The following is a 25,935-nucleotide window of genomic DNA, read 5'->3' as shown; positions in this document are numbered from 1 at the left end:
CCCCACTGACTTTCAGGGTCCGATCCTAGGCTCGCGTAATTAACACGCTCTTTCCGCGGGTTAGGCTGCGGTGGTTAATTGCGGGGCGGCTGGTAGGTTTCATAGAGGCCCGCGGCCTCGTCGGCGAGCACGCCCAGGCGCACCGGGACGCCGGCCGCCGCCAGCCGCTCAGCCCCCTGTCCGGAGGCGTAGGGCGAGGCGTCTTCGCAGGCGATCACCACCTCGGCGACGCCGGCCACGACCAGCCGCTGCGAGCAGGACGCCGCGCCGGACGAGCGCGCGCCGCACGGCTCAAGCGTCACGTAGGCGACAGCGCCCAGCGCATTTTCACCTGCTTTTTCAATAGCCTGCTCCTCGGCATGCGGGCGACCGCCTGTGGCGGTGACCCCTTCGCCGACGACGACGCCGTCCTTGACCAGAACGCAGCCGACGCTGGGATTGTCCCCGGTCAGGCCGACATGCGTCCGCGCCAGGGCGATGGCGCGGCGCATGTGCGCAAGGTCGGCGCCCGAGGTCATGCGACCGGCGGTAGGGCCGTGGCGCGGGCCTCGTCGAGGTAACGCGCCGAGGTCGGCTTAAGGTTAGCGTCGAGCTCGATCAGCAGCGGATTTCCGGTCGGGATTTCAACGCCGATGATGGCCTCGTCTGACAGGCCGAACAGCAGCTTCACAATCGCGCGTAGAGAATTGCCATGCGCCGCAACCAGCAGGGTCTCACCCGCCTTCAGGTGCGGGGCGATCTCGGCGTCCCAGTACGGCTGCACGCGGTCGAGGGTGGTCTTCAGGCTCTCGGTGTCGGGCAGCGTCGCGCCGGCGTAGCGGCGGTCTTTGGAGAAATCGAACTCGCCGCCCGGCGCCAGCGGCGGCGGCGGCACGTCGTACGAACGACGCCACACCTTGACCTGGTCATCGCCATGCTTGGCGGCGGTCTCGGTCTTGTTGAGGCCGGTCAGCCCGCCGTAGTGGCGCTCGTTCAGGCGCCAGTCCTTGGTCTCGGGCACGAACACCTGGCCAGCGGCGGTCAGGGCCAGCCATAGGGTGCGGATGGCGCGGGTCAGCACCGAGGTGTAGGCCCGGTCGATCTGCAGCCCGGCCGCCTTGATCAGCTCGCCGCCCTTCCTGGCCTGGGCCTCCCCCTCGGCGGTCAGGTCGACGTCCACCCAACCGGTGAAGCGGTCTTCGAGGTTCCATTGGCTCTGGCCGTGGCGAAGAAGGATCAAGGTGGGCAAGGCGCGGCGCTCCGTCTGCAGGTTGCCAGCGGGCTAAGGCCCGGCGCCCCCAGCGTCAAGGTCCGCTGGCCGATGAGGGCGGCGCTGTCTATATGAGCACCCATGTCCGATCGCCTGTTCTATCCGCTCGCCGCGATCCTGGCGCTCGCCCTTTTGGCGCTGGCCGCCGTCTGGCCCCAGGGCCTGGGCGCCCGCTCGCCCGGACCGTTCGGCCACACGCCCGTGCAGCAGACCGCCCAGGCCAAGGCAGCCATGCAGCGCGAGACCGAAGCCTCCGAGCAGCGGATCAAGGCCGCGCGCGAGGCGGTCGCCGACATCCAAGCCCAGAAGCTCAGCCCCACGAAATGACGGACGCCGCCCAGATGACCAAGTTCGACGCCGTCGCCGTGGGTCGGCGCGTGCTGACCGCCGAGGCCGACGCCCTGCGCCTGCAAGCCGACACCCTGGGCGAGGCCTTCGAGAAGGCCGTCGACCTGCTGTTCGCCGCCAAGGGCCGGGTGATCTGCACCGGCATCGGCAAATCGGGGCACGTGGCCAAGAAGATCGCCGCGACCTTCGCCTCGACCGGGGCTCCGGCCTTCTTCGTGCACGCCAATGAGGCCAGCCACGGCGACCTGGGCATGATCGCCGAGGGCGACGTCATCCTGGCGCTGTCGAAGTCCGGCCAGAACCAGGAACTGGCCGACGTCATCGCCTACTCCCGGCGCTTCCATATCCCGCTGATCGCGCTGACCGCCTTCGCCGACAGCCCGCTGGGCCAGGCCGCCGACGTCGCGCTGCTGCTGGCCGACGCCACCGAGGTGACCTCCGAGGTCAAAGCGCCGACCACCTCCACCACCCTGCAGATCGCCATCGGCGACGCCCTGGCGGTGTCGTTGCTGGAGCGGCGTGGGTTCAGCGCCAAGGACTTCAAGATCTTCCACCCGGGCGGCAAGCTGGGCGCCATGTTGCGCACGGTCGGCGACCTGATGCACGGCAAGGACGAGCTGCCGCTGGTCGGCGAGGCGACGCCGATGTCCGAGGCGCTGCTGGTGATGACCGAAAAGGCGTTCGGGATCGTCGGCGTCACCGATGCGAGCGGGGCGCTGAAGGGCGTGATCACCGACGGCGACCTGCGCCGCCATCTCGACGGCCTGCTGACCCGTACCGCCGGCGAGGTGATGACCGCAGGCCCCAAGAAAACTGCGCCGCCGCAGATGCTGGCGGCCGAGGCCCTGGCGCTGATGAGCGACCCGCTGCCGATGGTCACGGTGCTGTTCGTGGTCGATGACGGGCGGCCGGTCGGCATCCTGCGGGTGCACGATCTGGTTCGCGCCGGGGTCTGACGGATCGTCACGAAACGTCCCTCGAAGGTTCGCGTTCGCATGGTCTTAAGGTCTGCGGGCCTTTAAGAACCACGAGACAGAGATAACGGAGTTACGATGCTGCCCGTCCCGCGCGCCGATCTCACGCCCAATACGTTCGAATACGAAGTCACCCCGCTGGTGAAGGCGACGGGCTTCCGCGAATACGACGCGCGCTGGCTGTTCGGGCCCGAGATCAACCTTCTGGGGATCGAGGCGCTGGGGCTGGGTCTAGGGACCTACATCCAGGAACTCGGCCAGACGAAAATCGTCGTCGGTCACGACTACCGGTCCTATTCGCTGTCGATCAAACAGGCGCTGACCGTCGGGCTGGTGGCCGCCGGCTGCGAGGTGGTCGACATCGGCCTGGCGCTGTCGCCGACCGCCTATTTCGCGCAGTTCGCGCTGGATGCGCCCTGCGTGGCGATGGTCACCGCCAGCCACAACGAGAACGGCTGGACCGGCGTGAAGATGGGCGCCCAGCGGCCGCTGACCTTCGGCCCGGTCGAGATGGGCCGCCTGAAGGAGATCGTGCTGGGCGGCGAGGGCAAGACCCGTCCCGGCGGCTCGCTGACCCATGTGCAGGGCTTCGCCCAGAGCTTCATCGACGACGTTTCCAAGCGCGCGCAGATCAAGCGGCCATTGAAGGTGGTCTGCGCCTGCGGCAACGGCACGGCCGGGGCCTTCGCGCCGCAGGCCCTGCGCAACATGGGCGTCGAGGTCATCGAAATGGACTGTGACCTCGACTGGACCTTCCCGCGCTACAACCCCAATCCGGAAGACCACGAGATGCTCAAGGAGATGGCCAAGGCCGTCAAAGAGCATGGCGCGGACCTGGCGCTGGGCTTCGACGGCGACGGCGACCGCTGCGGCGTGGTCGACGACACCGGCGAGGAAATCTTCGCCGACAAGATCGGCCTGATGCTGGCGCGCGACCTCTCGGCCCTGCACAAGGACGCGACCTTCGTGGTCGACGTGAAGTCCACCGGTCTGTTCGCCACCGATCCGGTACTGAAGGCCAACGGCGCGACCACCGTCTACTGGAAGACCGGCCACAGCTACATCAAGCGCAAGACCGCCGAGATCGGCGCCCTGGCCGGGTTCGAGAAAAGCGGCCACTTCTTCTTCAATCCGCCCCTGGGCAACGGCTACGACTGCGGCCTGACCGCGGCGGCGGCGATCCTGTCGATGCTGGACCGCAACCCTGGCAAGACGCTCTCGCAGCTGAAGGCCGCCCTGCCGGTGGCGTTCACCTCGCTGACCATGTCGCCGCACTGCGCCGACGAGGAAAAGTACGGCGTCGTCGCCGACGTGGTCGCCGAATACGAAGCCCTGGCCGCTTCGGGCGGCACGATCCTCGGCCGCAAGATCGTCGAGGTGATCACCGTCAACGGTGTGCGCGTAGCGCTGGAGGACGGCTCCTGGGTGCTGGTGCGGGCTTCGTCCAACAAGCCCGAGATCGTCGTGGTGGTGGAAAGCACGCAGTCCGACGACGACATGCGCGCGCTCTTCCGACAGGAAGTAAAGCCGCGACTGGCCAGACGTCCGCAGGTCGGCGCCTACAATCAGGAAGTCTAGCGCCGCTGGCGCGCAGCTTGCTTACTCAAAACAACATTGTTCCGTTCTGGATCGACGTGCGATTGCGGGGGCGCTCGCGGCGTGGTGAAAAACGGGGCGGGAACGGATCTCAAGGATAACCCATGCACGTCACGATGATCGGCACCGGCTATGTGGGCCTGGTGAGCGGGGCCTGTTTCGCCGACTTCGGTCACACGGTGACCTGCATCGACAAGGACGCCAGCAAGATCGAGCGCCTGCGCACCGGCGGCATCCCGATCTATGAACCGGGGCTCGACGTCCTGGTCGCCAAGAACGTGCAGGCCGGCCGCCTGTTCTTCGACACCGACGCGGCCGAGGCGGTGAAGAAGGCCGACGCGGTGTTCATCGCCGTGGGCACGCCCCCGCGCCGCGACAACGGCCATGCCGACATGACCTACGTCCATGCCGCCGCCGAGGAGATCGCCGGCCTGCTGGACGGCTTCACCGTCATCGTCACCAAGTCGACCGTGCCGGTCGGCACCGGCGACGACATCGAACGCATCGTGAAGGCCAAGCGTCCCGACGCCCAGTTCGCGGTGGTCTCGAACCCTGAGTTCCTGCGCGAAGGCGCGGCGATTGAGGACTTCAAGCGCCCCGACCGCGTGGTGGTGGGCATGGAGGACGAGCGCGCCCGCCCGGTGATGACCGAGCTCTACCGCCCGCTGTTCCTGAACGAGACGCCGATCCTGTTCACCGGCCGGCGCACCAGCGAGCTGATCAAGTACGCGGCCAACGCCTTCCTCGCCATGAAGATCACCTTCATCAACGAGATGGCCGACCTCTGCGAGGCGGTAGGCGCCGACGTCCAGCAGGTCGCCCGCGGCATCGGCCTCGACAAGCGGATCGGCAGCAAGTTCCTGCACGCGGGCCCTGGCTACGGCGGCTCCTGCTTCCCGAAGGACACCCTGGCCCTGGTGCGCACCGCCGCCGCCGCCGGCGCGCCGACCCGGCTGATCGAAGCCACCGTCGAGATCAACGATGCACGCAAGAAGGCCATGGCGACGAAGGTCGCAGACACCATGGACGGCGACCTGACCGGCAAGACCGTCGGCGTGCTCGGCCTGACCTTCAAGCCCAACACCGACGACATGCGCGACGCGCCGAGCCTGGACATCATCCCGGCCCTGCAAGCCATGGGCGCCAAGGTCCAGGCCTATGATCCGGAAGGCGCGCACGAGGCCAAGCACATGCTGCCCGGCGTCGAGTTCAAGTCGGATTCCTACGAGGCGGCGGCCGGCGCCGACGCCCTGGTGATCATCACCGAATGGGATCAGTTCCGCGCGCTCGACCTCGATCGCGTCAAGGAGGTCATGAAGACCCCGGCGCTGATCGACCTGCGCAACATCTATCGCCCGGACGACGTGCGCGGCCGCGGCATCAAGTACGCCTCGATCGGCCGCGCCTAAAGGGCCCGTCGCACAAACAATGAAGGCGGCGCTCGCAGGGGCGCCGCCTTTTTCGCGTCAACCGGCCAACAGGTGGATCAGGGTGTTGCCGATCCAAAGAGCGCCGGCCCAGAAGGCGATGGCGAGCATTCCGACAAAGGCGAGGCAGGCGATCGAGGTGAGGCCCCGAGCAGCTCCCCGCGATGCGCCTCCAAAGGCGACGGGTCGTGGCATGTTTCGCTCCCAGACTTTTCTTTGATCCCTGCCGGTCGAGCGGCGGGGACGGGAGAAGGCTGACACGGATTAACCGATCTGCAAAGTCCCGTGCGACTTTGCGACAAATAGGCGCAAGAACAGAGCCCGTCGGCTGGCCGATCTTCACTGTGGATAACTCGGTCGACCGAGGATCTTCCTGCGATTACGCAACGCGCCGGGCGAGCTAGAGTTCAGGGCCTCGGCGCTGTTGGTCGCGCCCGCCAGGGAGCCCGAACGCATTGCTTCCACTGATCGGCATCGCCGTCGTCGTGGTCGGGTTCGTGGCCCGGCTCAATCCGCTGCTGGTGGTCACGCTCGCGGCGCTGGTCACGGGCCTCGCCGGCGGCATGGGGCCGGTCGAGGTGGTCGAGACTTTCGGCAAGGCGTTCAAGGAAAATCGTTATGTTTCCGTGGTCTGGGTGGTGCTGCCGGTCATCGGCCTGCTGGAGCGGGCCGGGTTGCAGGAGCGCGCCAAGAGCCTGATCGGCCAGGTCCGCGCGGCCACGGTCGGACGCCTGCTGCTGCTCTACTTCATCCTGCGCCAGGCGTCCGCGGCGCTCGGCCTGACCTCGCTGGGCGGCCACGCGCAGATGGTGCGCCCGCTGATCGCCCCGATGGCCGAGGCCGCCGCCGAGACCCACCACGGCCCGCTGGCCGACGACGCCCGCCAGACCATCCGCGCCCACGCCGCGGCGGCCGACAACGTCGCGCTGTTCTTCGGCGAGGACATCTTCATCGCCATCGCCTCCATCCTGCTGATCAAGGGCTTCCTTGAGCAGAACGGAATCATCGTCGAGCCCTTGCAGCTCTCGGTCTGGGCGATCCCGACGGCGTTCGTGGCGCTGCTGGTTCACGGGACGCGGTTGATGCTGCTGGACCGGCGGCTGGCCCAGGCCCTGGCGCAGGGGCGGCCATGATCGGGCTGGAGGTCCTCTATGTCATCGGCGGGGCGTTCTTCGCCGCCGTCGCCGTGCTCAGCGCCCGCGACGCCAGCAACCCCAAGCGCTGGAAGAACACAGCGTTCTGGGGCCTGTTCGCGATCAGCTTCCTGTTCGGCTCGCACCTGCCCGACTTCGCCAACGGACTGGTGGTCATCGCCATGGTCGCCGTCGCCGGGTTCGGCGGCCTGGGCCGCGGCGAGCCGGCGACCACCGGCCCGGCCGAGCGGGCCGAGAGCGCCGCGCGGCTGGGCGACCGCCTGTTCCTGCCGGCACTGGCGATCCCCGCCACGGCCCTGGCCGGAACCTTCCTCTTCAAGCGCCCGGAACTGGCCGGCCTAGTCGATCCCAAGCAGGCGACCCTGGTCTCGCTGATCCTCGGGGTGTTCGTCGCCCTGGCCATCGCCATGCCGATGCTGCGCGAGCGTCCCGCAGCCCCGTTGCAGGAAGGCCGCCGGCTGCTCGACACGGTCGGCTGGGCCGCAGTGCTGCCGCAGATGCTGGCGGCGCTGGGTGCGGTGTTCGCCGCCGCCGGGGTCGGGGCGGTAATCGGCCAGCTGGCCGGCCAGTGGCTGCCCGACGGAAGCCGGCTGGCCGCGGTGGCGGCCTATACCTTCGGCATGGCGATCTTCACGATGGTCATGGGCAACGCCTTCGCGGCCTTCCCGGTGATGACCGCGGGCATCGGACTTCCGCTTATCGTTCAAAGGTTTGGCGGCGATCCGGCGATCATGGGCGCGATCGGGATGCTCTCGGGCTTCTGCGGGACGCTGATGACGCCGATGGCCGCCAACTTCAACATCGTCCCGGCGGCGCTGCTGGAGCTCAAGGACCGCAACGGCGTGATCCGCGCCCAGGTCCCGACCGCCATCATCCTCCTGCTGGCCAACACGGCGCTGATGTATGTCCTCGTCTTCCGTTTCTGAGCTGAATCAAGACCTTGCCCTGAAGTTCGCGCAGCTGGCGCTGGGCCATGTACGGCGGCCCTACCCGTTCAAGCTCGACCAGGTGCTGGCCGGCGACGAAGACGTGCTGCCGCCGCGGACGCTGCACCCGATCTTCCACGGCAGCTTCGACTGGCACTCCTGCGTGCATGGCTACTGGCTGCTGGCGCGGCTCTACCGGCGCCTGCCGATAGAACCTACCGGTCGCGAAATCGCCAGCCTGTTCAACGAGATGCTCACCCCCGACAAAGTCGCCGGCGAGCTCGCCTACCTGCAGCGGCCGACCAGCGCCGGGTTCGAGCGGCCCTATGGCTGGGCCTGGCTGCTGATGCTGAGCGCCGAATTGGAGCGCATCGAGGGCCGGCCCTGGGCCGCAAACCTGCGGCCGCTGGCCCACGCCTTCGCCGACCGCTTCAAGGCCTTCCTGCCGAAGGCGACCTACCCGATCCGCACCGGAACCCATTACAGCACAGCGTTTGCGCTCGCCCTGGCGCACGAATACGCGGGCGAGGTCGGCGACCACGACCTGACCCGACTGATCGAGACCACGGCCCGCGGCTGGTACCTCGGCGACGCCGGCGCCGTCGCCTGGGAGCCCAGCGGCGACGATTTCCTGTCGCCCACCCTGATGGAGGCCGAATGCCTGCGCCGGGTGCTGCCATCGCCAGATTTTCGGATGTGGTTCTCCAGGTTCCTGCCGGACGCCGCCGAGCGCCGGCCGGCGACCCTGTTCACCCCCGCCACGGTCAGCGACCGCAGCGACGGCAAGATCGCCCACCTGGACGGTTTGAACCTCAGCCGGGCGTGGTGCTGGCGCGCGATCGCCCGGTCGTTGGCCGCGAGCGATCCCGTCCGGGACGTGGCGCTGGCCGCCGCCGACGAACACCTGGCCGCCGGGCTGGCGCACGTCGCCGGGGACTACATGGGCGAACACTGGCTGGCGACCTTCGCGCTGCTGGCGCTGGAGGCGTAGATCCAGGTGTCATCCCGGAAGTCGCGAGAGCGGCTGTCCGGGATCCATTCGCGCTGCGGCAGTCGAGTTGGCGACGTCCGAGCCGCATCCGGGACGATCCGGTGTTCATGGGTCCCGGTCTTGCTTCGCAAGCCGGGATGACACCTAGCTTTGATCAGTTCGCCGCGACGTAGGCGTCGATGTCGGCCAGGTGGCGGGCGATTTCGTCGGGGGCGAGGAAGGAGCCGGTGAAGCTGTTCTTCGCCAGAACGATCAGCTCATCGCGCGAGAGGTCGAGGGCCTCAGCGGTCTCGATCCAGTTCTGGCCCAGATAGCCGCCAAAATAGGCCGGATCGTCGGAATTGACCGTCGCGCGCAGGCCAAGATCGAGCATCCGCTTGAGCGGATGGGCGGTCAGGTCGCCGACCACGCAGAGCTTGAGGTTCGACAGCGGGCAAACGGTCAGGGTCATGCCCTCGCGGACCAGCCGCTCGGTGAGGGCGTCGTCCTCGAGGGCGCGGTTGCCGTGATCGATGCGGTCGACTTCGAGCAGATCGAGGGCCTCGTAGACATAGTCGGGCGGCCCCTCCTCGCCGGCGTGGGCGACGACCTTGAGGCCGAGCTTGCGGGCGGCGGCGAAGACCTTGGCGAACTTGGCCGGCGGATGGCCGACCTCGGAGGAATCCAGCCCGACCCCGGCGATGCGGTCGAGCCACGGCTTCGCCTGCTCCAGGGTCACGAAGGCCGCTTCTTCGGAGAGGTGGCGCAGGAAGCAGAGGATCAGCTTGGAGGTGACGCCGAGGGTCCGCTCGGCCTCGTCCATGCCCGACAGCAACCCCTCGATCACCACCGCGAACGGCACGCCGCGATCGGTGTGGGTCTGGGGATCGAAGAAGATCTCGGCGTGGCGCGCGCCGTCGGCGGCGACGCGGCGGAAATAGGCCATGGCCAGGTCGTGGAAGTCGGCCGTCGTCAGCAGCACCTGGGCGCCCTGGTAGTAGATGTCCAGGAAGTCCTGCAGGTTCGAGAAGGCGTAGGCGGCCCTCACCTCCTCGACGCTGGCGAAGGGCAGCTTCACGCCGTTGCGGCGGGCGAACTCGAACATCTGCTCGGGCTCGAGGCTGCCCTCGATGTGCAGGTGCAGTTCGGCCTTGGGCAGGCCGCGGATGAAGGCGGCCAGATCGCCCATCAAGCCGCCGCCTTCTTCACCGCCCCGACGATATCCTTGACCACCTCGTGGACCAGCTTTTCGTCGTCGCCCTCGGCCATGACGCGGATCAGCGGCTCGGTGCCCGAGGCGCGGACCACGATGCGGCCGGATCCGTTCAGGCGCTGCTCGGCGTCGGCGATGACGCCCTTGACGTGCTCGGTCTCCAGCGGCTTGCCGCCGGCGAAGCGGACATTCTCCAGGATCTGCGGCACCGGCTCGAACTGGCGGGCCAGTTCGCTCATCGGCTTGTTCGAATCCTTGAGCACGGCGAGCACCTGCAGCGCGGCCAGCAGCCCGTCGCCGGTGGTCGAGAAGTCGGACATGATCATGTGGCCGGACTGCTCGCCGCCGAGGTTGAAGCCGCCCTCGCGCATCCGCGCCATGACGTAGCGGTCGCCGACCTTGGTGCGTTCGAGCTTGAGATTGCGGGCCGCCAGGAAACGTTCAAGGCCGAGGTTCGACATCACCGTGGCGACCACCCCGCCGCCGTTGAGGCGATCGCGCCCCGCCCAGTAGTCGGCGATCAGGGCCATGATCTGGTCGCCGTCGACCACGTGGCCCTTCTCGTCGCAGATGATCAGCCGGTCGGCGTCGCCATCCAGAGCAATGCCGATGTCGGCGCGGAACTCCTTGACCGCGCGGGCCACGGCTTCCGGATGGGTCGAGCCGCAGTCCTCGTTGATGTTGGTGCCGTCGGGGCTGACCCCAATCTTGATGACCTCGGCGCCCAGTTCGTAGAGCACCACCGGGGCGACCTTGTAGGCCGCGCCGTTGGCGCAATCGATGACGATGCGCAGGCCCGACAGCGACAGGCGCCGCGGGAAGGTCGCCTTGGCGATCTCGACATAGCGGGCCTGGCTGTCTTCGACGCGGGCGACGCGGCCGAGTTCGGTCGGCGAGGCCAGGCCCACATGCAGGTCCTGGCCCATCAGGGCCTCGATCTCGAGTTCGCGGTCGTCGGAGAGCTTGTAGCCGTCCGGGCCGAACAGCTTGATGCCGTTGTCGGTGTAGGGGTTGTGCGAAGCCGAGATCATCACGCCGAGGTCGGCGCGCAGGGAGCGGGTCATCATCGCCACGCCCGGGGTCGGCATCGGCCCCAGCAGGCGCACGTCCATACCGACGCTGGCGAAGCCGGCGACCAGGGCCGGTTCGACCATGTAGCCCGACAGCCGCGTATCCTTGCCGATCACCACCAGGTGGCGACGCTCGTCCTGGGACTTGAACAGCTTGGCGGCGGCCAGACCGACGCGTAGGGCGACTTCGGCGGTCATCGGATGGCTGTTGGCCTGACCGCGGATACCGTCGGTGCCGAAATAGGCGCGTTTGGACATTCGTGTTCCCGAAACGATGCGAAACTTAGATTTAGTCGACGCCGCGTTTGCGAATGCTAAAGGCGACGCAGGATTATCACGCTTTCGAGCGGCGAAAGGAACTAGGGCGGCATGTGCGGCATCATCGGCATCGTCGGCAACATCCAGGTCCAGGACCGGTTGCTCGACAGCCTCAAGCGCCTGGAATACCGCGGCTATGACAGCGCCGGCATCGCCGGCGTGGTCGGCGGCAAGGTCGAGCGCCGCCGCGCCAAGGGCAAGATCCGGGCGCTGGAAGACGTACTCGCCAGCGATCCGCTGAACGCCAGCGTCGGCATCGGCCATACCCGCTGGGCGACCCACGGCGCGCCGTCGGAGCGCAACGCCCACCCGCACACCGCCGGCAAGGTGACCCTGGTCCACAACGGCATCATCGAGAACTTCGCCGAACTGCGCCACGAGCTGGAAGCGGCCGGCCGGACGTTCGAGAGCGACACCGACACCGAGGTCATCGCCCAACTGCTGGATTCCGAGCTGGCCACCGGCCTGGAGCCGCTGGCGGCGCTGAAGGCCACGCTCGACCGGCTGACCGGCGCCTACGCCATCGGGGTGCTGATCGAGGGCGAGGACAACCTGGTGATGGGCGCGCGCCGCGGCAGCCCGCTGGTGGTCGGCTATGGCGACGGCGAGATGTTCATCGGCTCCGACGCCCTGGCGGTCGGCCCGTTCACCAACAAGATCGCCTATCTGGACGAGGGCGATTACGTCGCCATCGACCACAAGAGCGCGCGCATCTTCGACGAGACCGGCCGGCCGGTGGAGCGCAAGACGCAGGTGGTCTCGGCGTCCGCCGCCCTGGTCGAGAAGGGCAACTACCGCCACTTCATGGAAAAAGAGATCCATGACCAGCCGGACGCCGTGCAGCGCACGCTGTCGGCCTATATCGACCCGGTGTCAGGCACGGCGACCGCGCCCGACGGCGTCGATTTCGCCAAGATCGACCGTCTGCAGATCGTCGCCTGCGGCACCGCCTTTTACGCCGGCCTGATCAGCCGCTATCTGTTCGAGCGCCTGGCGCGGCTGCCGGTCGACATCGACGTCGCCTCGGAGTTCCGCTACCGCGAGCCGCCGGTGACCCCGGGCACGCTGGCGGTGATGGTCTCGCAGTCGGGCGAGACCGCTGACACCCTGGCCTCGCTGCGCTGGTGCAAGAGCCAGGGCCTGAAGACCGCCGCGGTGGTCAACGTCCACGAATCCACCATGGCGCGGGAAGCCGACGTGCTGTTCCCGACCCATGCCGGGCCCGAGATCGGCGTCGCCTCGACCAAGGCCTTCACCGCCCAGGTCACCGCCCTGGCGGCGTTGGCGGTCGCAGCGGCGGCTGCGCGCGGCCACATCGACGCGGCGGAGGAAGCGCGGCTGTCGAAACTGCTGCTGGAAGCCCCTCGCCTGATCGCCGAATCCATCAAGGCCGAAGAGGCGATCCGCGCCCTGACGCCGGAACTGGCCAAGGCCCGGGACGTGCTCTATTTCGGCCGCGGGGCGATGTCGGCCCTGGCCCTGGAAGGGGCCCTGAAGCTCAAGGAAATCAGCTACATCCACGCCGAGGGCTATGCCGCCGGCGAGCTGAAGCACGGACCGATCGCGCTGATCGACGAGGCCACCCCGGTCATCGTCATCGCCCCGAGCGACGGCCTCTTCGAAAAGACCATGTCGAACATGAGCGAGGTGATGGCCCGGGGCGGCCCGATCCTGCTGATCACCGACGCCGAGGGCGCGGCGCGCGCGCCCAAGGGCGTCAAGATCGTCGTGGCCCCGACCTGCGATCCGCTGATCGCGCCGCTGGTCTTCTCCGCGCCCATCCAGTTGCTGGCCTATTACGTGGCCGTCCAGAAGGGCGCGGATGTCGACCAGCCGCGCAACCTGGCCAAGTCGGTGACCGTCGAGTAGCGGCCTACTTGGCCGGCGGGGTCGCCGGCGGGACTTCGGTCGCCGGCGGCGGGGTCGCCGCCATCGAACCGGCGGCCGGCGGCGTCGCGCTCATGGAATCAGCCGGCGGCGTGGTCGCCATCGAGCCGGTCGCCGGCGGCGTAGCGGTCATGGCGTCGACCGGCGGGGTCGCGGCCATGCTGTCGGCTGGCGGAGTCACGGTCGTATCGGCGGCCGGGGTCGCCTCCTCCGCCTTCTTGCCGCAGGCGGCCAAGGTCAAGGCCATCGCCGAAGCCGCGATGAGACCGGTGTAGGTGCGAAGTTTCATGGAATGCCCTCCATTTCGAACTGCCAATGCGCCTCGTGAACCGTTCACGGCCTCGTGAGTTCCGGCCCGCCGATCACGAAACACCTTTGAAACAGCGCCCTTCAACTCAGCTTGAGCTGACGCGCCGACTCACAAACCTTAGCTTTCAGGCAACTCTATCGGTTGAAAAGCTCTTCCAACGTGCGATGCCGAGCTTAGCCGAAACCTGATGTCCACATTCGGCTGGCATGTTGCGGCCTCGCCAATCGAGCATCCCGTACGGGGGAATGCGGGAGAGCTTGGATGACCAAACGCGTGCGCAAGGCCGTGCTGCCGGTGGCTGGACTGGGAACCCGGGTCCTGCCCGTGGCGCGCGCCACGCCGAAGAACCTGCTGAACGTCTTCGACCGACCGATCCTGTCCTATGTGATCGAGGAGGCGCGGGCGGCCGGCATCGAGCACTTCGTGTTCATCACCAGCCGCGGCCAGGGCGCGATCGAGGACTATTTCGACGGCAACCCGGAGATCGAGGGCGCGCTGGAGGCCAAGGGCAAGACCGACGTCCTGGCCGAGGTGCGGCGGGACATCCTGCCGCCCGGCTCGATGAGCTTCATCCGCCAGATGGCGCCGCTGGGCCTGGGCCATGCGGTCTGGTGCGCCCGCGACATCATCGGCGACGAGCCGTTCGCGGTGATCCTGCCCGACATGCTGATGGCCGCGCAGACCCCGGCCCTGGCCCAGGCGGTCGCCGCCTATGAGCAGGTCGGCGGCAACATCGTCGTGGTCGAGCCGGTGCCCGACAGCGAGACCCACAAGTACGGCATCGTCGCCCTGGACCAGCGCGAGGGCCGGCTGAACCGGATGACCGCCATGGTCGAGAAGCCCAAACAGGGAACCGCGCCGTCGAACCTGATCATCTCCGGCCGCTATATCCTGCAGCCCGAAATCTTCCCGTTGCTGGAGCGCCAGGGCAAGGGCGCGGGCGGCGAGATCCAGCTGACCGACTCCATGCTCGAGCTGATGAAGGACCAGGACTTCCACGCCCTGGAGTACGACGGGACCACCTTTGACTGCGGCGACAAGATCGGCCTGCTGCGGGCCAATGTCGCCTTTGCGCTGCAGCGCCCCGAGTTCGCCGACGCCGCCCGCAAGGCCATCGGGGACCTGCTCTAGGAGGCAACCGTGCGACTGCTAGTCTACGGCTACGGTTTCGTCGGACGCGCCCTGGCGCGGCGGATGGCGGCGGCCGGCTGGGACGTGGCGGCCACCTGGCGCGACCCGTCCGCCGCCAAGGCGATGCGCGCCGAGGGCGTCGAGCCCCTGCCCGCGGAGGACAAGCAGGCGATCGCCGAGCGGCTGGCCGACGTGCAGGCGGTGCTGGTGACGCCGCCGCCGGGGCCGGAGGGCTGCCCGGCGCTGCAGGTGCTGGTTCCGGCCCTGGCCAAGGCCGGGGCGTTTCCCGACTGGATCGGCTATCTCTCAACCACCGGCGTCTATGGCGACCGGCGCGGCGGCTGGGCGTTCGAGGACAGCCGCCTGGCCGCGCAATCGCCGGAGGGCGCGCGGCGGGTGGCCGCCGAGCGCGACTGGCTGGAGGTCGGCCGCGGCATGGGCCTGACCGTCACCGTACACCGGCTGCCCGGAATCTACGGCCTCGGCCGCTCGGCGTTCGAGCGGCTGCGCGAGGGGCGGGCCAAGCGCTACGACGCGCCGGGGCATGTGGTCGGCCGGGTGCATGTCGACGACGTGGCGGCGGGGCTGGAAGCCTCGATCGCGCGGCCGCGGGCCGGCGGGATCTACAACCTGGTCGACGACGAGCCGGCGGCCAACAGCGCGGTGATCGCCTATGCGGCGCGCCTGCTGGGTTTGCCTGAACCGCCGCTGACGCCGCTGGACATCGAGGCCCTGCCGGTCAAGGCGCAGCGGTTCTACCGCGAGAACCGCCGGGTCTCGAATGCGCGGGCCAAGGCCGAGCTGGGCTGGCGGCCGGCCTACCCGACCTATCGCGAGGGGCTGGCGGCGATTTTGGCCGGCGAGCGCCAGACTTAGTTGCTCCCCCACGTCGCGGGGCTATCGCACATGTCCTCGATTGCTAAGCGGTGTCATCCCGGTTTGCGAAGCAAGACCGGGACCCATTCGCGCCGACATGCAGAAAAGGGGTGAGGCGGAGCTGACTGGATCCGGCGTTCATGGGTCCAGGTCTTCGGCCTGACGGCCGAAACCGGGATGACACCGAAGCATACGCGCCGCCTCCCCCAGGAGGGGCGGAACTAGATTTGCCCGAGCGCCAGACCGCCGAGGGCGCAGGCGATCAGGGTCGGGGTCAGGCCGGCCTTGAAGCGCAGCATGGCGAGTGCGGCTGCGGCCGCCAGCAGGGCCGGGCGCCAGTCGAAGCTGGCCAGGACCGGGACGTCGGGGCCCCCGCCGCCGAGCCGCACCACCTGGCCGAACAGCAGGTGCAGGCCGAACCACAGGGCGAGGTTGGCGATGACGCCGACCACGGCGGCGGTGATGGCGCCGAGCGAGGCGGCGGCGGCGCGGTGGCCGCGCAGGGCCTCGACATAGGGCGCGCCGAGGAAGATCCACAGGAAGCACGGCGCGAAGGTCACCCAGGTGGTCAGCAGGGCTCCGAGCGCGCCGGCCAGCAGCGGATCGAGGTCGCCGCTCTCGCGGTAGGCGGCCAGGAAGCCGACGAACTGCAGCACCAGGATCAGCGGTCCTGGCGTGGTCTCGGCCAGGCCGAGGCCGTCGGCCATTTCGCCGGGCCGCAGCCAGCCGAAGCCCTCGACGGCGGCCTGGGCGACATAGGAGAGCACCGCATAGGCGCCGCCGAAGGTGACCACGCCCATCGTCGAGAAGAACCCGGCCAGCCGGGTCCAGACGCTGGCCTCGCCGGTTAGCAGCAAGAGCGCGACCAGCGGGCCGAGCCAGATCGGCAGCCAGACCGCCAGCACCCGCAGCGCCCGGCCGCGCGAGGGGGTCAGGTGGCCGCCCTGCCCGGCCGCCTGCACGGCGTCGACCAGGTCGGGGGCGTCGGGCGCCTCATCGCCCTGGGCCGACGGGGCGATCAGCGTCGGGGCGAACCAGCCGAGCAGGCCCGCGGCCAGAATGACCAGCGGGAATGGAACCCGCAGGGCGTAGAGCGCGAGGAAGGCGGCGGCGGCGATCAGCACGGCGGCGCGGGTCTTCAGCGCCCGGCGCCCGACGCGGAGCACCGCCTCGACGACAATGGCCAGCACCGCCGACTTCACGCCCAGGAACAGGGCGGCGGCCAGCGGCGTGGCGCCGAGCAGCACGTAGGCGATGCTGAGGCCGAGCATGACCAGAGCGCCGGGGATCACGAACAGCAGCCCGGCCAGCAGGCCGCCGGCGGTGCGGTGCATCAGCCAGCCGACATAGGTCGCCAGTTGCTGGGCCTCGGGCCCCGGCAGCAGCATGCAGTAGTTGAGGGCGTGCAGGAACCGCCGCTCGCCGATCCAGCCGCGCTCCTCGACCAGCACCTTGTGCATCAGGGCGATCTGGCCGGCCGGGCCGCCGAAGCTGAGAGCGCCGATGCGGGCCCAGACCCGCGCCGCCTCCCAGAAGCTGGGGATCTGGGACGGCGCCATGCGCTAGGCGCCGAGCTCGTCGAGGGCGGCGGTGAGGCGGGCGAGATCCTGAGGCCGCGACAGCCGATGGTCGCCGTCCTTGATCAGGCTGAAGACCACGTCGTCGCCGCGGATCGCCTGGGCCAGCTCCAGCGCGTGGCGCCAGGGCACGTCCGGATCGGCCCCGCCCTGCAGGATGCGGACCGGACAGTCGATGTTGACCGGGCCGGGCAGGATCGACCAGCGGGCCCCGTCCTCCAGCAGCTCGCGGGCGATGGGATAGGGCTCGCCGTAGTCGGAGGGGCGCAACCAGACGCCGGTCGCCGCCATCTGCGCGCGGTCGGCGGCGGTCATCTCCGGGGCCATCAGCTTTTCGGTGAAGTCAGGGGCCGGGGCGATCAGCACCATGGCCGCCACCCGCTGCGGGACGGCGCCCGCGACCAGGCAGGAGATCCAGCCGCCCATCGACGAGCCGACCAGCACGGCCGGGCCCTCGACCAGCGCCTCCAGCACGGCCAGGGCGTCGTCGCGCCAGCGGGTGATCGTGCCCTGGGCGAAGTCGCCCTGCGACTCGCCGTGGCCGAAATAGTCGAAGCGGACATAGGCGCGGCCCCGGGCCTGGGCCCAATCGGCGAGGACCTGCGCCTTGGTTCCGGCCATGTCGGAGCGGAAGCCGCCCAGCCAGACCACGGTGGGGCCCGCGCCGGCGACCGCGCGCCAGGCCAGTTTCGCCCCGTCGGGCCGCTCCAGAAATCCGCTCGTCTCAGCCATGAGCTGGTCATAACGCGCGGATGTGACATCGTTAAGCGCGCGCAGAGGGTTTACCAAACCGAGGCTTGCGCTATGCAGAACCCCGTGACGCTTCCCCCAGACTTCACTCTCCTGCAGGTCGTGCCGGAACTCGAGACCGGCGGGGCCGAACAGACCACCATCGACGTGGCCAACGCGGTCGTGCGCGCCGGCGGCAAGGCGCTGGTCGCGACCCGCGGCGGGCGCATGGCCGCGCGGCTGGAGGCCGACGGCGGGCGGCTGGCCCAGATGCCGGTGCAGACCAAGAACCCGCTGGTGATGCTCGGCAACGCCGCACGGCTGGTCGACCTGATCCGCAAGGAGAAGGTGTCGATCGTCCACGCCCGCAGCCGCGCCCCGGCGTTCTCGGCGCTGTGGGCGGCGCAGGCGACCCGTACCCCGTTCGTAGCGACCTATCACGGCGTCTACGGGGCCAAGAACAGCGTCAAGCGCTGGTACAACGCGGTGATGACCCGCGGCGATCTGGTGATCGCCAATTCCGACTACACCCGCGACCACGTGCTGGCCGAGCACAAGCTCGATCCCGACAAGATCGTCTCGATCCCGCGCGGCATCGACCTGGAGCGCTTCAACCCGAGCTGGGTGACGCCCGAGCGCGTGCAGGCGCTGCGCGAGGCCTGGGGCGTGGAGGCTCGCGACCGGCGGGTGAAGCTGCTGCTGGCCGGCCGGCTGACCCGGATCAAGGGCCACCTGCTGATCATCGAGGCCGCGCGGCGGATGCGCGAGGACGGGGTCGAGGACTTCCTGATCCTGTTCGCCGGCGACGACCAGGGCCGCACCGGCTATCGCGAGGAGGTCGAGGCGGCGATCGTCGCGGCGGGCCTGTCGGAACATGTGCGGCTGGTCGGCCATTGCGACGACATGCCGGCCGCCTACCAGATCTGCGACATCGCCATGCTGCCCACCACCAAGCCGGAATCGTTCGGCCGCACCGCGGTCGAGCCGCAGGTGATGGGCAAGCCGGTGCTGGCCTCCGACCATGGCGGCACCACCGAGACGGTGCTGAACGGCGAGACCGGCTGGCTGGTCAAGGTCGACGATCCCGACGCCTGGGCCACGGCCATGGGCAAGGCGATCGATATGGGCGGCCCGCGGCTGGCGGCCATGGGCCAGGCGGCGGCGAACCGCGCGCGGCGGCTCTATTCGGTCGACGCCATGTGCGAGGCGACGCTGGACGCCTACGCCCGCGTGCTGGCGGCCCGCAATTCGGGATTCCAGGGCTGATGTCGCGCGAGATCAAGAAGATCCTGGTCATCAAGCTGTCAGCCCTGGGCGACTTCGTGCTGGCGCTGGCGGCGATGAAGAAGATCCGCCAGGTCCACAAGCGGGCGCACATCACCCTCCTCACCACCCCGCCGTTCGAGAGCCTGGCCAAGGCCTGCCCGTACTTCAACGCGGTTGAGACCGACGGGCGGCCGGAAGGCCTGGGCGAGTGGCTGGCCCTGCGCAAGCGGATCAAGGCGGCCAAGTACGACCGGGTCTACGACCTGCAGACCTCGGCCCAGTCGGCGCGGATTTTCCATTTGCTGGCGCCGTTCCCGCCGGAATGGTCGGGGATCGCGGCCGGCTGCTCGCTGCCGCACAAGAACCCCAACCGCAACCGGATGCACACGCTGGAGCGCCACGCCGACCAGCTGAAGTACGCCGGCATCTGGCCCGACGCCCCGACCGAACCCGGCAGCGCGCCGGGGCCGGACCTGTCGTGGGTGCTGCCCAAGCCGAGCCAGACGCGGCCGGTGCCGGGCGGGGTCAGGCCCAAGCCCTACGCCCTGTTCGTGCCCGGCGGCTCGGCCCACCGGCTGGACAAGCGCTGGAGCGCCGAACGCTACGGTCAGCTGGGCAAGATCCTGGCCGAGCGCGGCTACGACATCGTCATCATCGGCGGCCCGCAGGAAAGCGCCCTGGCCCGGCAGATCCAGCGCGAGGTCGGTCATGTCCGCGACCTGACCGGACGCACCGATTTCGCCAAGGTCGCCATGCTGGGCGCCAAGGCCGCGCTGGTGGTCGGCAACGACACCGGCCCGCTGCACCTGGCCGCGGCGACCGGCGCCCCGACCGTGGTGCTGTTCTCCAGCGCCTCGGACCCGGAACTGGCCGCCCCGCGCGGCCATGTGACGGTGCTGCGCTCGGGCAGCCTGAGCGATCTTTCTGTGGCCGAGGTCCTACAGGCGGCGAACGCATTGCTGCCTCAAGCCTAGCACCGCTTGATTGGGGGCATGGCCTTCGTCATATATGGCTGCCCGACCGGAGCCCCGCGCTGCCGGCCGCACGTGTTTCAACAGCTCTAGGAGCGAAAGCCTATTCGCCGCCCGATGCAGGCGCCGCCCGTCAAAGACGGACCGCGCATCAATGATGAGATCCGCGTCCCCAAGGTTCTGCTTATCGACCAGCACGGCGAGAAGCAGGGCGTGATGCCGACGTCGGCCGCCATGGAGGCCGCTGAAGAAGCCGGCCTCGACCTGGTCGAGATCGTGCCGAACGCGGATCCGCCGGTCTGCAAGATCCTGGACTATGGCAAGTTCAAGTTCCAGGAGCAGAAGAAGAAGAACGAAGCGCGCAAGCGCCAGAAGGTCGTCGAGATCAAGGAGATCAAACTCCGTCCGAACATCGACATTCACGACTACGAAGTGAAGACCAAGGCGATGCACCGGTTCTTCGACGAAGGCGACAAGGTGAAGGTCACCCTGCGCTTCCGCGGTCGCGAACTGGCGCACCCGGAGCTCGGCATGAAGCTGCTGCAGAAGGTCAAAGCCGACTTCGACGAAGTGGCCAAGGTCGAGTACGAGCCGCGCATGGAAGGCCGCCAGATGATCATGATCCTGGCGCCGCGCTAGGTTCGAGTTCATCGACAGATCGACGAACGGCCGCCCTCCCGGGCGGCCGTTTTCGTTTGAGGCCGCTAGCCGCCCCGTTTCCCTACCGAATAGCCCAGATAGGCGCGGCCCAGGCGCACCAGCTCGTCCTCGAACTCCTGGCTCTCGAGGAAGTCGGCGCCTTCGAGCACGGCCGCCCGCATCGCGCCCTGCACCGCCCGGCCGAGCACGAAGGCCTGCACCTTCGTCAGCGGACGGCCCTCGGCGTCGTGCATGCCGTGCTCCACGGCCGTGAACCGCGCCGCCAACTCGCCGTGGTCGGCGTGGGCCAGCATCGCCGAGACGGCGATCCGCCGGGCCTTCGTGCGGCCGGCGAAGGCCTGGACGAAGGCCCGGATGATCGCCCGGTCGCGCGCCACGCCCGGACTGCCGCCGTCCAGCACCGCCATCACCGCGCTTCGGTGCGCCTCGGTCTCGCGCTGCGCCAAGGCCCGCAGGATCGAGGCCTTGTCGGGGAAGTAGCGATAGAGCGTGCCGATGCTGACCCCGGCCCGTTCGGCCACGGCGTTGGTGTTGAAGCCGGCCTCGCCGGTCGCCTCCAAAAGCTGAGCGGCGGCCTCGAGCACGACGTCGACCGAGTGCTTCGCCCGCGGCTGCCGCGGCGTTTTGCGAGTGTTTTCAACGCCGCTCATCCGAACCCCCGCCCTCATCGCCGACATGGAAAGTCGAGTAACAGAGGCTGAACCGCGCCCCTACCCTTCGCCTCGGCAAATCATGAGGCGCACTTGAACACTCTAGAATTCGAACGGCCGATCACCGAGCTCGAAGCCAAGATCGCCGATCTGGCCAGGCTCGCCGAAACGCTCGGGTCGGGCGCCCTGGAGGCCGAGCTGGAGGCGATGAAGGCGCGGGCCGACGAGCTGCGCCGGAACACCTACCGCAGCCTCGACGCCTGGCAGAAGACCCAGGTGGCCCGCCACCCCGGACGCCCGCACTGCGTCGACTACCTGTCCGGACTGATCGAGGAGTTCGTCGAGCTGCGCGGCGACCGCGGCTTCGGCGACGACCAGACGATCATCGGCGGGCTGGGCCGCTTCCGCGGGCGGCCGGTGGTGGCGATCGGCATCGAGAAGGGCCACGACACCGCATCCCGGCTGAAGCACAACTTCGGAGCTGCCCGCCCGGAGGGGTATCGCAAGGCGGTCCGGCTGATGGACCTGGCCGAGCGCTTCAACCTGCCGGTCGTCAGCTTCGCGGATACCGCCGGGGCCTATCCCGGCGCGGCCTCGGAAGAACGCGGCGTGGCGCAGGCCATCGCCCGCTCCATCGAGCGGGGACTGTCGCTGGGCGTCGCCAATGTCGCGGTGATCACCGGCGAAGGCGGGTCCGGCGGGGCGCTGGCCCTGGCGGCGGCCAACAAGGTGCTGATCCTCGAGCACTCGGTCTATTCGGTGATCAGCCCGGAAGGCGCCAACTCGATCCTCTGGCGCGGGGCCCGCACCCCTGGCGAGGCGGCCAGCGCCATGAAGATCACCGCGCAGGATCTGTTGCGATTGAACATCGTCGACCGGGTGGTGGCCGAGCCGCCGGGCGGCGCCCACGCCGACAAGGAAGCGACGGTCAGGTCGGTGGGCGATGCGCTGGCGGAAGAACTCGACGCCCTGGAGGGTCTCGACCCGGCGGCCCTGCGCGCGCAGCGGAGAGCGCGGTTCTACGCCATCGGCCGGCGCGGCCTGGACTAAGGTGCGAATGGCGAGGCGCGCGCCGGTGGCGGCTGAGCGCGACCATTCGCCTCCCTCAAGTCTCCATAATCCGACTGGCCTGAGCGCCATACTGCGACCTAGGAGCCGCACCCGCAGACGACAACGACCAAGCGCCGAGGTCGGACTTGCGGCGTCACGCGGGTCCGCTTAACAGCGTTCAAATGTCCGACACCGCTTCGCGGGAGACGGCCCCCTCCCGCTGGGCGGCGCCGTCCCTGATCGCCGTCATCTTCATCAACATGCTCGGTTTCGGGATCATCGTCCCGTTGCTGCCGTTCTACGCCAAGTCGTTCGACGCGCCGGCCTGGCAGATCGCGCTGATCTTCTCGGCCTATTCGGTGGGCGCGTTCTTCGGCGAGCCGTTCTGGGGCCGGCTGTCGGACAAGTACGGCCGCAAGCCGCTGCTGATCTCGACGATCATGGGCAACTGCCTGTGCTACCTGGCGCTGGCCTTCGCCCCGAACATCTGGGCGGCGTTCGTGATCCGGCTGATCGGCGGGCTGGCGGCCGGCAACGGCGCGGTCATCCAGGGCTACATCGCCGACGTCACCCCGCCCGAGAAGCGGGCCCGGCAGCTATCCTACCAGGGCGCGGCCTGGAACGTCGGGCTGATCGTCGGGCCGTCGATCGGCGGTATCTTCGCCCATCCGAACATGGGGCCGATCGGCTTCCAGGTGCCGCTGTTCATCGCCTCGGGCCTGGCGGCGCTGTGCGTGGCGGCGATCATCGTCTTCATCCGCGAGAGCAAGACCCGCGAGAAGGCCATCACCCACCGGCCGAGCCGCTGGGGCGCGCTGAGCGAGGTGGTCGGCAGCCCGATCATCGGACGGCTGATGCTGCTGACCTTCATGGTCGGCTTCGCCTTCACCGGCATCGAAAGCACCTTCGGGCTCTGGGCCCAGGCCAAGTTCGACTGGGGCCCGCGCGAGATCGGCATCGTCTTCGCCTTCACCGGCGTCGCCGCGGCCCTGACCCAGACCTTCATCACCGGCCGGCTGTCCGAGCGCTACGGCGAGGGCAAGATGCTGGCGATCGGCATGGGGCTGACCGTGATCGCGGCGGCCAGCCAGCCGTTCTCGATCAACATGCCGATGGTCATCGCGCTGATGTGCCTGACCGCCATCGGCCAGTCGGTCGCCTGGCCCAACGTCGGGGCGATGATCTCGCAGACCGCCGACCCGCACCGCCAGGGCCAGATCCTCGGGCTCAACAACGCCACCGGCGCGCTGGCGCGGGTGGTGGGGCCGTTCTGCGCGGGCCTGATCTTCCCGGTGAACATCAACGGCCCGTTCGTCCTGGGCGCGCTGGTGGTGGCGCCGGCGATCTTCCTGGCGCTGGCCGCCAGCCGGCGGGTCGTCGCCCACCGCGCCCAGGTCGCCGCCGCGGGGCAGGACGACGCGGCCGCCGGGCCATGAGCCCGCCCGCCGCCTCGCGCGCGGAGGAGAACCGGGCGCTGGTCGTCCTCTTGTCGGTGATCTTTCTCAACATCGCCGGCTTCGGGTTGGTGATCCCGCTGCTGCCGTTCTTCGGGAAGTCGCTGGACGCCCCAGCCTGGCAGATCGCCATCCTGTTCTCGGCCTTCTCGTTCGGGCAGTTCCTGGGCGAGCCGTTCTGGGGCCGGATGTCCGACCGGCTCGGCCGCCGCCCGGTGCTGATGGTCACCATCGCCGGCGGGGCGCTGGCCTATGTGGCGCTGGCCTTCGCGCCGAACATCTGGCTGGCCTTCGCCGCGCGGTTCGTCGGCGGCTTCCTGTCGGGCAACATCTCGACCCTGCAGGGTGCGCTGGCCGACATCACCCGGCCCGAGGAGCGGGCCGCGAAGATGGGGCTGATGGGCTCGGCCTTCTCGCTCGGCTTCATGGTCGGGCCGGCGCTGGGCGGGCTGCTGGCGCGGCCCGAGCTCGGACCGCTGGGCTTCCACATCCCGCTGTTCGCGGCGGCGGGCTTTGGACTGCTGTCGGCGCTGGCGGTCTTCGCATTCGTGCGCGAGAGCCGGCCCGAGCCGCGCCGGGGCCCGCAGCCGAACCGGCGGGAGGTGCTGCGCGCCTCGCTGGCCCACCCGATCATCCTGCGGGTGATGCTGATCAGCTTCGTGGTCATTTCGGGCTTCGCCGGGATCGAAGCGACCTACGGCCTGTGGACAGAGCACAGGTTCAACTGGGGCCCGCGCGAGATCGGCTTCGCCTTCATGGGCATCGGGGTGCTGGGCGCCTTCTGCCAGGCGGTGGTGACCGGAATGCTGGTGCGCCGCCACGGCGAGGCGCTGGTCCTCACGGCGGGCCTGGCGGCGATGTGGATCGGCATGCTCTTCCAGTTCTTCTCGCCCAACTGGCCGGTGGCGATGGTCGGGTTCGCCTTCGTCTGCTTCGGCCAGTCGATCTGCTTTCCCTGCCTGACGGCGCTGATCTCGCAGGCCGCGCCGCCCGAGCGGCAGGGGGAGACCCTGGGGCTCAACATGTCGAACATGGCCCTGGCGCGGATCGGCGGGCCGATCTTCGCTGGCCAGCTGTTCTCGCTGGTCGATCCGGGCGCGGCCTTCGTGGTGACGGCGATCCTGATCGTGCCGGCCGCCGTGATGGCCTTGCAGATCATGAAGCGGTCGCCGCGGCCGGCGTGACGCGAGGGGGCCGCTTCCGCTAATAGGTCGCCGCCATGTCCCGATCCCCCGCACACGCCGCCGCGCCGCGCGCCCTGATCCCCTATGCGGCGCTGATCGGGGCGATCGTGTCGCTGTGCGCGGGCACCTCGTTCGCCAAGCAGCTGTTCCCGCTGGTCGGCGCGCAGGGGGCGACCGCCTATCGCGTCGGATTCTCGGCGCTGCTGCTCTGCCTGATCTGGCGACCCTGGCGCCAGCCGCTGACCCGCGACGATCTCGGCCGGCTGGCCCTGTACGGCGCGGTCCTGGGGCTGATGAACCTCTCCTTCTACATGGCGATCCGCACCATTCCGCTGGGGCTGGCCATCGCCATCGAGTTCATCGGGCCGCTGAGCCTGGCCCTGGTCCATGCGCGCCGCCCGATCCACTTCGTCTGGATCGGGCTGGCCGCCCTCGGCCTCCTGCTGCTCCTGCCGCTGCGCGACGCGGCCCATGCGCTCGACCCGGTCGGGGTGGGCTTCGCGGCGGCCGCGGCGGTGTGCTGGGCGCTCTATATCGTGCTGGGCAAGCGGACCGGCCACCTGCCGGCAGGGCAGTCGGTGGCGCTGGGCATGACGACCGCGGCGCTGATCGTCGTGCCGTTCGGCCTGATCGAGGCGGGCGCGGCGCTGTTCGACCCGAAGCTGCTGGCCCTGGGGCTGGTGGTGGCGATCGTATCGAGCGCCATCCCCTACTCGCTGGAGATGATCGCCCTGCGCGGCATTCCCAAACGCAGCTTCGGGGTCATGCTGAGCCTGGAGCCGGCGGCCGGGGCGGTGGCCGGGCTGCTGATCCTGGGCGAGTATCTGGCGCTCTCGCAATGGCTGGCGATCGGGCTGATCATCGCCGCCTCGGTCGGGGTGATCCTGACCGATCCGGCGGCGCGTGAGCTGGCCGACGAAGGCGCGGTCGCGCCCTAGCGACGAG

Annotated in this window: 26 protein-coding genes; 17 read left to right on the top strand and 9 right to left on the bottom strand. The window is 69.2% G+C overall.

Annotated features, from left to right (window positions below):
- Positions 1-74 precede the first annotated feature (74 nt).
- Positions 75-518, bottom strand: coding sequence for a bifunctional diaminohydroxyphosphoribosylaminopyrimidine deaminase/5-amino-6-(5-phosphoribosylamino)uracil reductase RibD (locus O4N75_RS04585; protein WP_269628181.1), 444 nt, complete (start codon positions 516-518; stop codon positions 75-77).
- Positions 515-1,228: a 2,3-diphosphoglycerate-dependent phosphoglycerate mutase gene (gene gpmA / locus O4N75_RS04580; RefSeq protein ID WP_269628180.1), complete on the bottom strand. Its 714-nt coding sequence runs from the start codon at positions 1,226-1,228 to the stop codon at positions 515-517. Before gpmA ends, O4N75_RS04585 begins: the two co-directional genes overlap by 4 nt.
- Positions 1,229-1,330: 102 nt before the next feature.
- On the opposite strand from gpmA, the gene O4N75_RS04575 reads away from it, so the two are divergent.
- The 4 genes from O4N75_RS04575 (at position 1,331) to O4N75_RS04560 (ending at position 5,576) form a co-directional block, all read left to right on the top strand.
- A complete protein-coding gene (locus O4N75_RS04575; protein WP_269628179.1) occupies positions 1,331-1,576 on the top strand; it encodes a hypothetical protein in 246 nt (81 codons plus the stop codon).
- Positions 1,577-1,590: 14 nt separating this feature from the next.
- Positions 1,591-2,553 carry a KpsF/GutQ family sugar-phosphate isomerase gene (locus O4N75_RS04570; RefSeq protein ID WP_269629437.1) on the top strand — a complete coding sequence of 321 codons (963 nt, stop codon included), beginning with the start codon at positions 1,591-1,593 and terminating at the stop codon, positions 2,551-2,553.
- 96 nt (positions 2,554-2,649) lie between these two features.
- Entirely contained in the window at positions 2,650-4,149 is a 1,500-nt protein-coding gene (locus O4N75_RS04565) for a phosphomannomutase/phosphoglucomutase (protein WP_269628178.1), read from the top strand.
- A 122-nt stretch (positions 4,150-4,271) separates the two neighbouring features.
- Positions 4,272-5,576, top strand: coding sequence for a UDP-glucose/GDP-mannose dehydrogenase family protein (locus O4N75_RS04560; protein WP_269628177.1), 1,305 nt, complete (start codon positions 4,272-4,274; stop codon positions 5,574-5,576).
- Positions 5,577-5,633: 57 nt separating this feature from the next.
- Here O4N75_RS04560 and O4N75_RS04555 read toward each other — a convergent pair whose 3' ends face one another.
- Positions 5,634-5,789, bottom strand: a complete 156-nt coding sequence (locus O4N75_RS04555; protein ID WP_267233435.1) for a hypothetical protein — start codon at positions 5,787-5,789, stop codon at positions 5,634-5,636.
- 260 nt (positions 5,790-6,049) lie between these two features.
- Here O4N75_RS04555 and O4N75_RS04550 point away from each other — a divergent pair, with 260 nt between their 5' ends.
- Genes O4N75_RS04550 through O4N75_RS04540 form a run of 3 tightly spaced genes read left to right on the top strand, consistent with a single transcriptional unit; the run spans position 6,050 to position 8,665 of the window.
- Positions 6,050-6,727 (top strand): DUF969 domain-containing protein, encoded by a 678-nt coding sequence (locus O4N75_RS04550; protein ID WP_269628176.1) that lies wholly within the window; start codon positions 6,050-6,052, stop codon positions 6,725-6,727.
- Positions 6,724-7,674, top strand: coding sequence for a DUF979 domain-containing protein (locus O4N75_RS04545; protein WP_269628175.1), 951 nt, complete (start codon positions 6,724-6,726; stop codon positions 7,672-7,674). Before O4N75_RS04550 ends, O4N75_RS04545 begins: the two co-directional genes overlap by 4 nt.
- On the top strand, positions 7,652-8,665 hold the full coding sequence (locus tag O4N75_RS04540; protein ID WP_269628174.1) for a DUF2891 domain-containing protein: 1,014 nt from the start codon (positions 7,652-7,654) through the stop codon (positions 8,663-8,665). Before O4N75_RS04545 ends, O4N75_RS04540 begins: the two co-directional genes overlap by 23 nt.
- 154 nt (positions 8,666-8,819) lie before the next feature.
- Here O4N75_RS04540 and O4N75_RS04535 read toward each other — a convergent pair whose 3' ends face one another.
- Together O4N75_RS04535 and glmM are read right to left on the bottom strand one after the other, a co-directional pair.
- The gene (locus O4N75_RS04535; protein ID WP_269628173.1) at positions 8,820-9,833 is read right to left on the bottom strand and encodes an adenosine deaminase; all 1,014 of its coding nucleotides are present in this window, start codon (positions 9,831-9,833) and stop codon (positions 8,820-8,822) included.
- Positions 9,833-11,185, bottom strand: a complete 1,353-nt coding sequence (gene glmM / locus O4N75_RS04530) for a phosphoglucosamine mutase (RefSeq protein WP_269628172.1) — start codon at positions 11,183-11,185, stop codon at positions 9,833-9,835. The genes O4N75_RS04535 and glmM overlap by 1 nt, the downstream gene beginning before the upstream one ends.
- A gap of 111 nt (positions 11,186-11,296) precedes the next feature.
- Here glmM and glmS point away from each other — a divergent pair, with 111 nt between their 5' ends.
- The gene (gene glmS / locus O4N75_RS04525) at positions 11,297-13,114 is read left to right on the top strand and encodes a glutamine--fructose-6-phosphate transaminase (isomerizing) (RefSeq protein ID WP_269628171.1); all 1,818 of its coding nucleotides are present in this window, start codon (positions 11,297-11,299) and stop codon (positions 13,112-13,114) included.
- 4 nt (positions 13,115-13,118) lie between these two features.
- Here glmS and O4N75_RS04520 read toward each other — a convergent pair whose 3' ends face one another.
- Positions 13,119-13,421, bottom strand: coding sequence for a hypothetical protein (locus tag O4N75_RS04520; protein ID WP_269628170.1), 303 nt, complete (start codon positions 13,419-13,421; stop codon positions 13,119-13,121).
- Positions 13,422-13,703: 282 nt separating this feature from the next.
- On the opposite strand from O4N75_RS04520, the gene O4N75_RS04515 reads away from it, so the two are divergent.
- Positions 13,704-14,573, top strand: a complete 870-nt coding sequence (locus O4N75_RS04515) for a UTP--glucose-1-phosphate uridylyltransferase (RefSeq protein WP_269628169.1) — start codon at positions 13,704-13,706, stop codon at positions 14,571-14,573.
- A 9-nt stretch (positions 14,574-14,582) separates the two neighbouring features.
- Complete coding sequence (locus O4N75_RS04510; RefSeq protein WP_269628168.1) at positions 14,583-15,449, top strand: SDR family oxidoreductase; 867 nt, start codon at positions 14,583-14,585, stop codon at positions 15,447-15,449.
- A gap of 221 nt (positions 15,450-15,670) precedes the next feature.
- Here the strand turns inward: O4N75_RS04510 and chrA are convergent, their stop codons facing one another.
- Together chrA and O4N75_RS04500 are read right to left on the bottom strand one after the other, a co-directional pair.
- On the bottom strand, positions 15,671-17,008 hold the full coding sequence (gene chrA, locus O4N75_RS04505) for a chromate transporter (RefSeq protein WP_269628167.1): 1,338 nt from the start codon (positions 17,006-17,008) through the stop codon (positions 15,671-15,673).
- A gap of 3 nt (positions 17,009-17,011) precedes the next feature.
- Positions 17,012-17,758, bottom strand: a complete 747-nt coding sequence (locus O4N75_RS04500) for an alpha/beta hydrolase (RefSeq protein WP_269628166.1) — start codon at positions 17,756-17,758, stop codon at positions 17,012-17,014.
- Positions 17,759-17,842: 84 nt separating this feature from the next.
- Here O4N75_RS04500 and O4N75_RS04495 point away from each other — a divergent pair, with 84 nt between their 5' ends.
- The 3 genes from O4N75_RS04495 (at position 17,843) to infC (ending at position 20,631) form a co-directional block, all read left to right on the top strand.
- The gene (locus O4N75_RS04495) at positions 17,843-19,021 is read left to right on the top strand and encodes a glycosyltransferase family 4 protein (RefSeq protein ID WP_269628165.1); all 1,179 of its coding nucleotides are present in this window, start codon (positions 17,843-17,845) and stop codon (positions 19,019-19,021) included.
- A complete protein-coding gene (locus O4N75_RS04490) occupies positions 19,021-19,995 on the top strand; it encodes a glycosyltransferase family 9 protein (protein WP_269628164.1) in 975 nt (324 codons plus the stop codon). The genes O4N75_RS04495 and O4N75_RS04490 overlap by 1 nt, the downstream gene beginning before the upstream one ends.
- Positions 19,996-20,109: 114 nt before the next feature.
- Positions 20,110-20,631: a translation initiation factor IF-3 gene (infC, locus tag O4N75_RS04485; protein WP_269628163.1), complete on the top strand. Its 522-nt coding sequence runs from the start codon at positions 20,110-20,112 to the stop codon at positions 20,629-20,631.
- Between the two features lie 65 nt (positions 20,632-20,696).
- Here the strand turns inward: infC and O4N75_RS04480 are convergent, their stop codons facing one another.
- Positions 20,697-21,302, bottom strand: a complete 606-nt coding sequence (locus O4N75_RS04480) for a TetR/AcrR family transcriptional regulator (protein WP_269628162.1) — start codon at positions 21,300-21,302, stop codon at positions 20,697-20,699.
- A gap of 93 nt (positions 21,303-21,395) precedes the next feature.
- Here O4N75_RS04480 and O4N75_RS04475 point away from each other — a divergent pair, with 93 nt between their 5' ends.
- The 4 genes from O4N75_RS04475 to O4N75_RS04460 all read left to right on the top strand — a co-directional run bounded on the left by O4N75_RS04475 (position 21,396) and on the right by O4N75_RS04460 (position 25,928).
- Positions 21,396-22,352 carry an acetyl-CoA carboxylase carboxyltransferase subunit alpha gene (locus O4N75_RS04475; RefSeq protein WP_269628161.1) on the top strand — a complete coding sequence of 319 codons (957 nt, stop codon included), beginning with the start codon at positions 21,396-21,398 and terminating at the stop codon, positions 22,350-22,352.
- 182 nt (positions 22,353-22,534) lie between these two features.
- Positions 22,535-23,788, top strand: coding sequence for an MFS transporter (locus O4N75_RS04470; RefSeq protein ID WP_269628160.1), 1,254 nt, complete (start codon positions 22,535-22,537; stop codon positions 23,786-23,788).
- Complete coding sequence (locus O4N75_RS04465) at positions 23,785-24,990, top strand: MFS transporter (protein WP_269628159.1); 1,206 nt, start codon at positions 23,785-23,787, stop codon at positions 24,988-24,990. Before O4N75_RS04470 ends, O4N75_RS04465 begins: the two co-directional genes overlap by 4 nt.
- A 35-nt stretch (positions 24,991-25,025) precedes the next feature.
- On the top strand, positions 25,026-25,928 hold the full coding sequence (locus tag O4N75_RS04460) for a DMT family transporter (protein WP_269628158.1): 903 nt from the start codon (positions 25,026-25,028) through the stop codon (positions 25,926-25,928).
- Positions 25,929-25,935: the final 7 nt, after the last annotated feature.

Source organism: Phenylobacterium sp. NIBR 498073 (assembly GCF_027286305.1).
Classification (GTDB): Bacteria; Pseudomonadota; Alphaproteobacteria; order Caulobacterales; family Caulobacteraceae; genus Phenylobacterium.
Note: the sequence above shows the minus strand (reverse complement) of the source record. Positions and strands in the feature narration are given on the sequence as shown.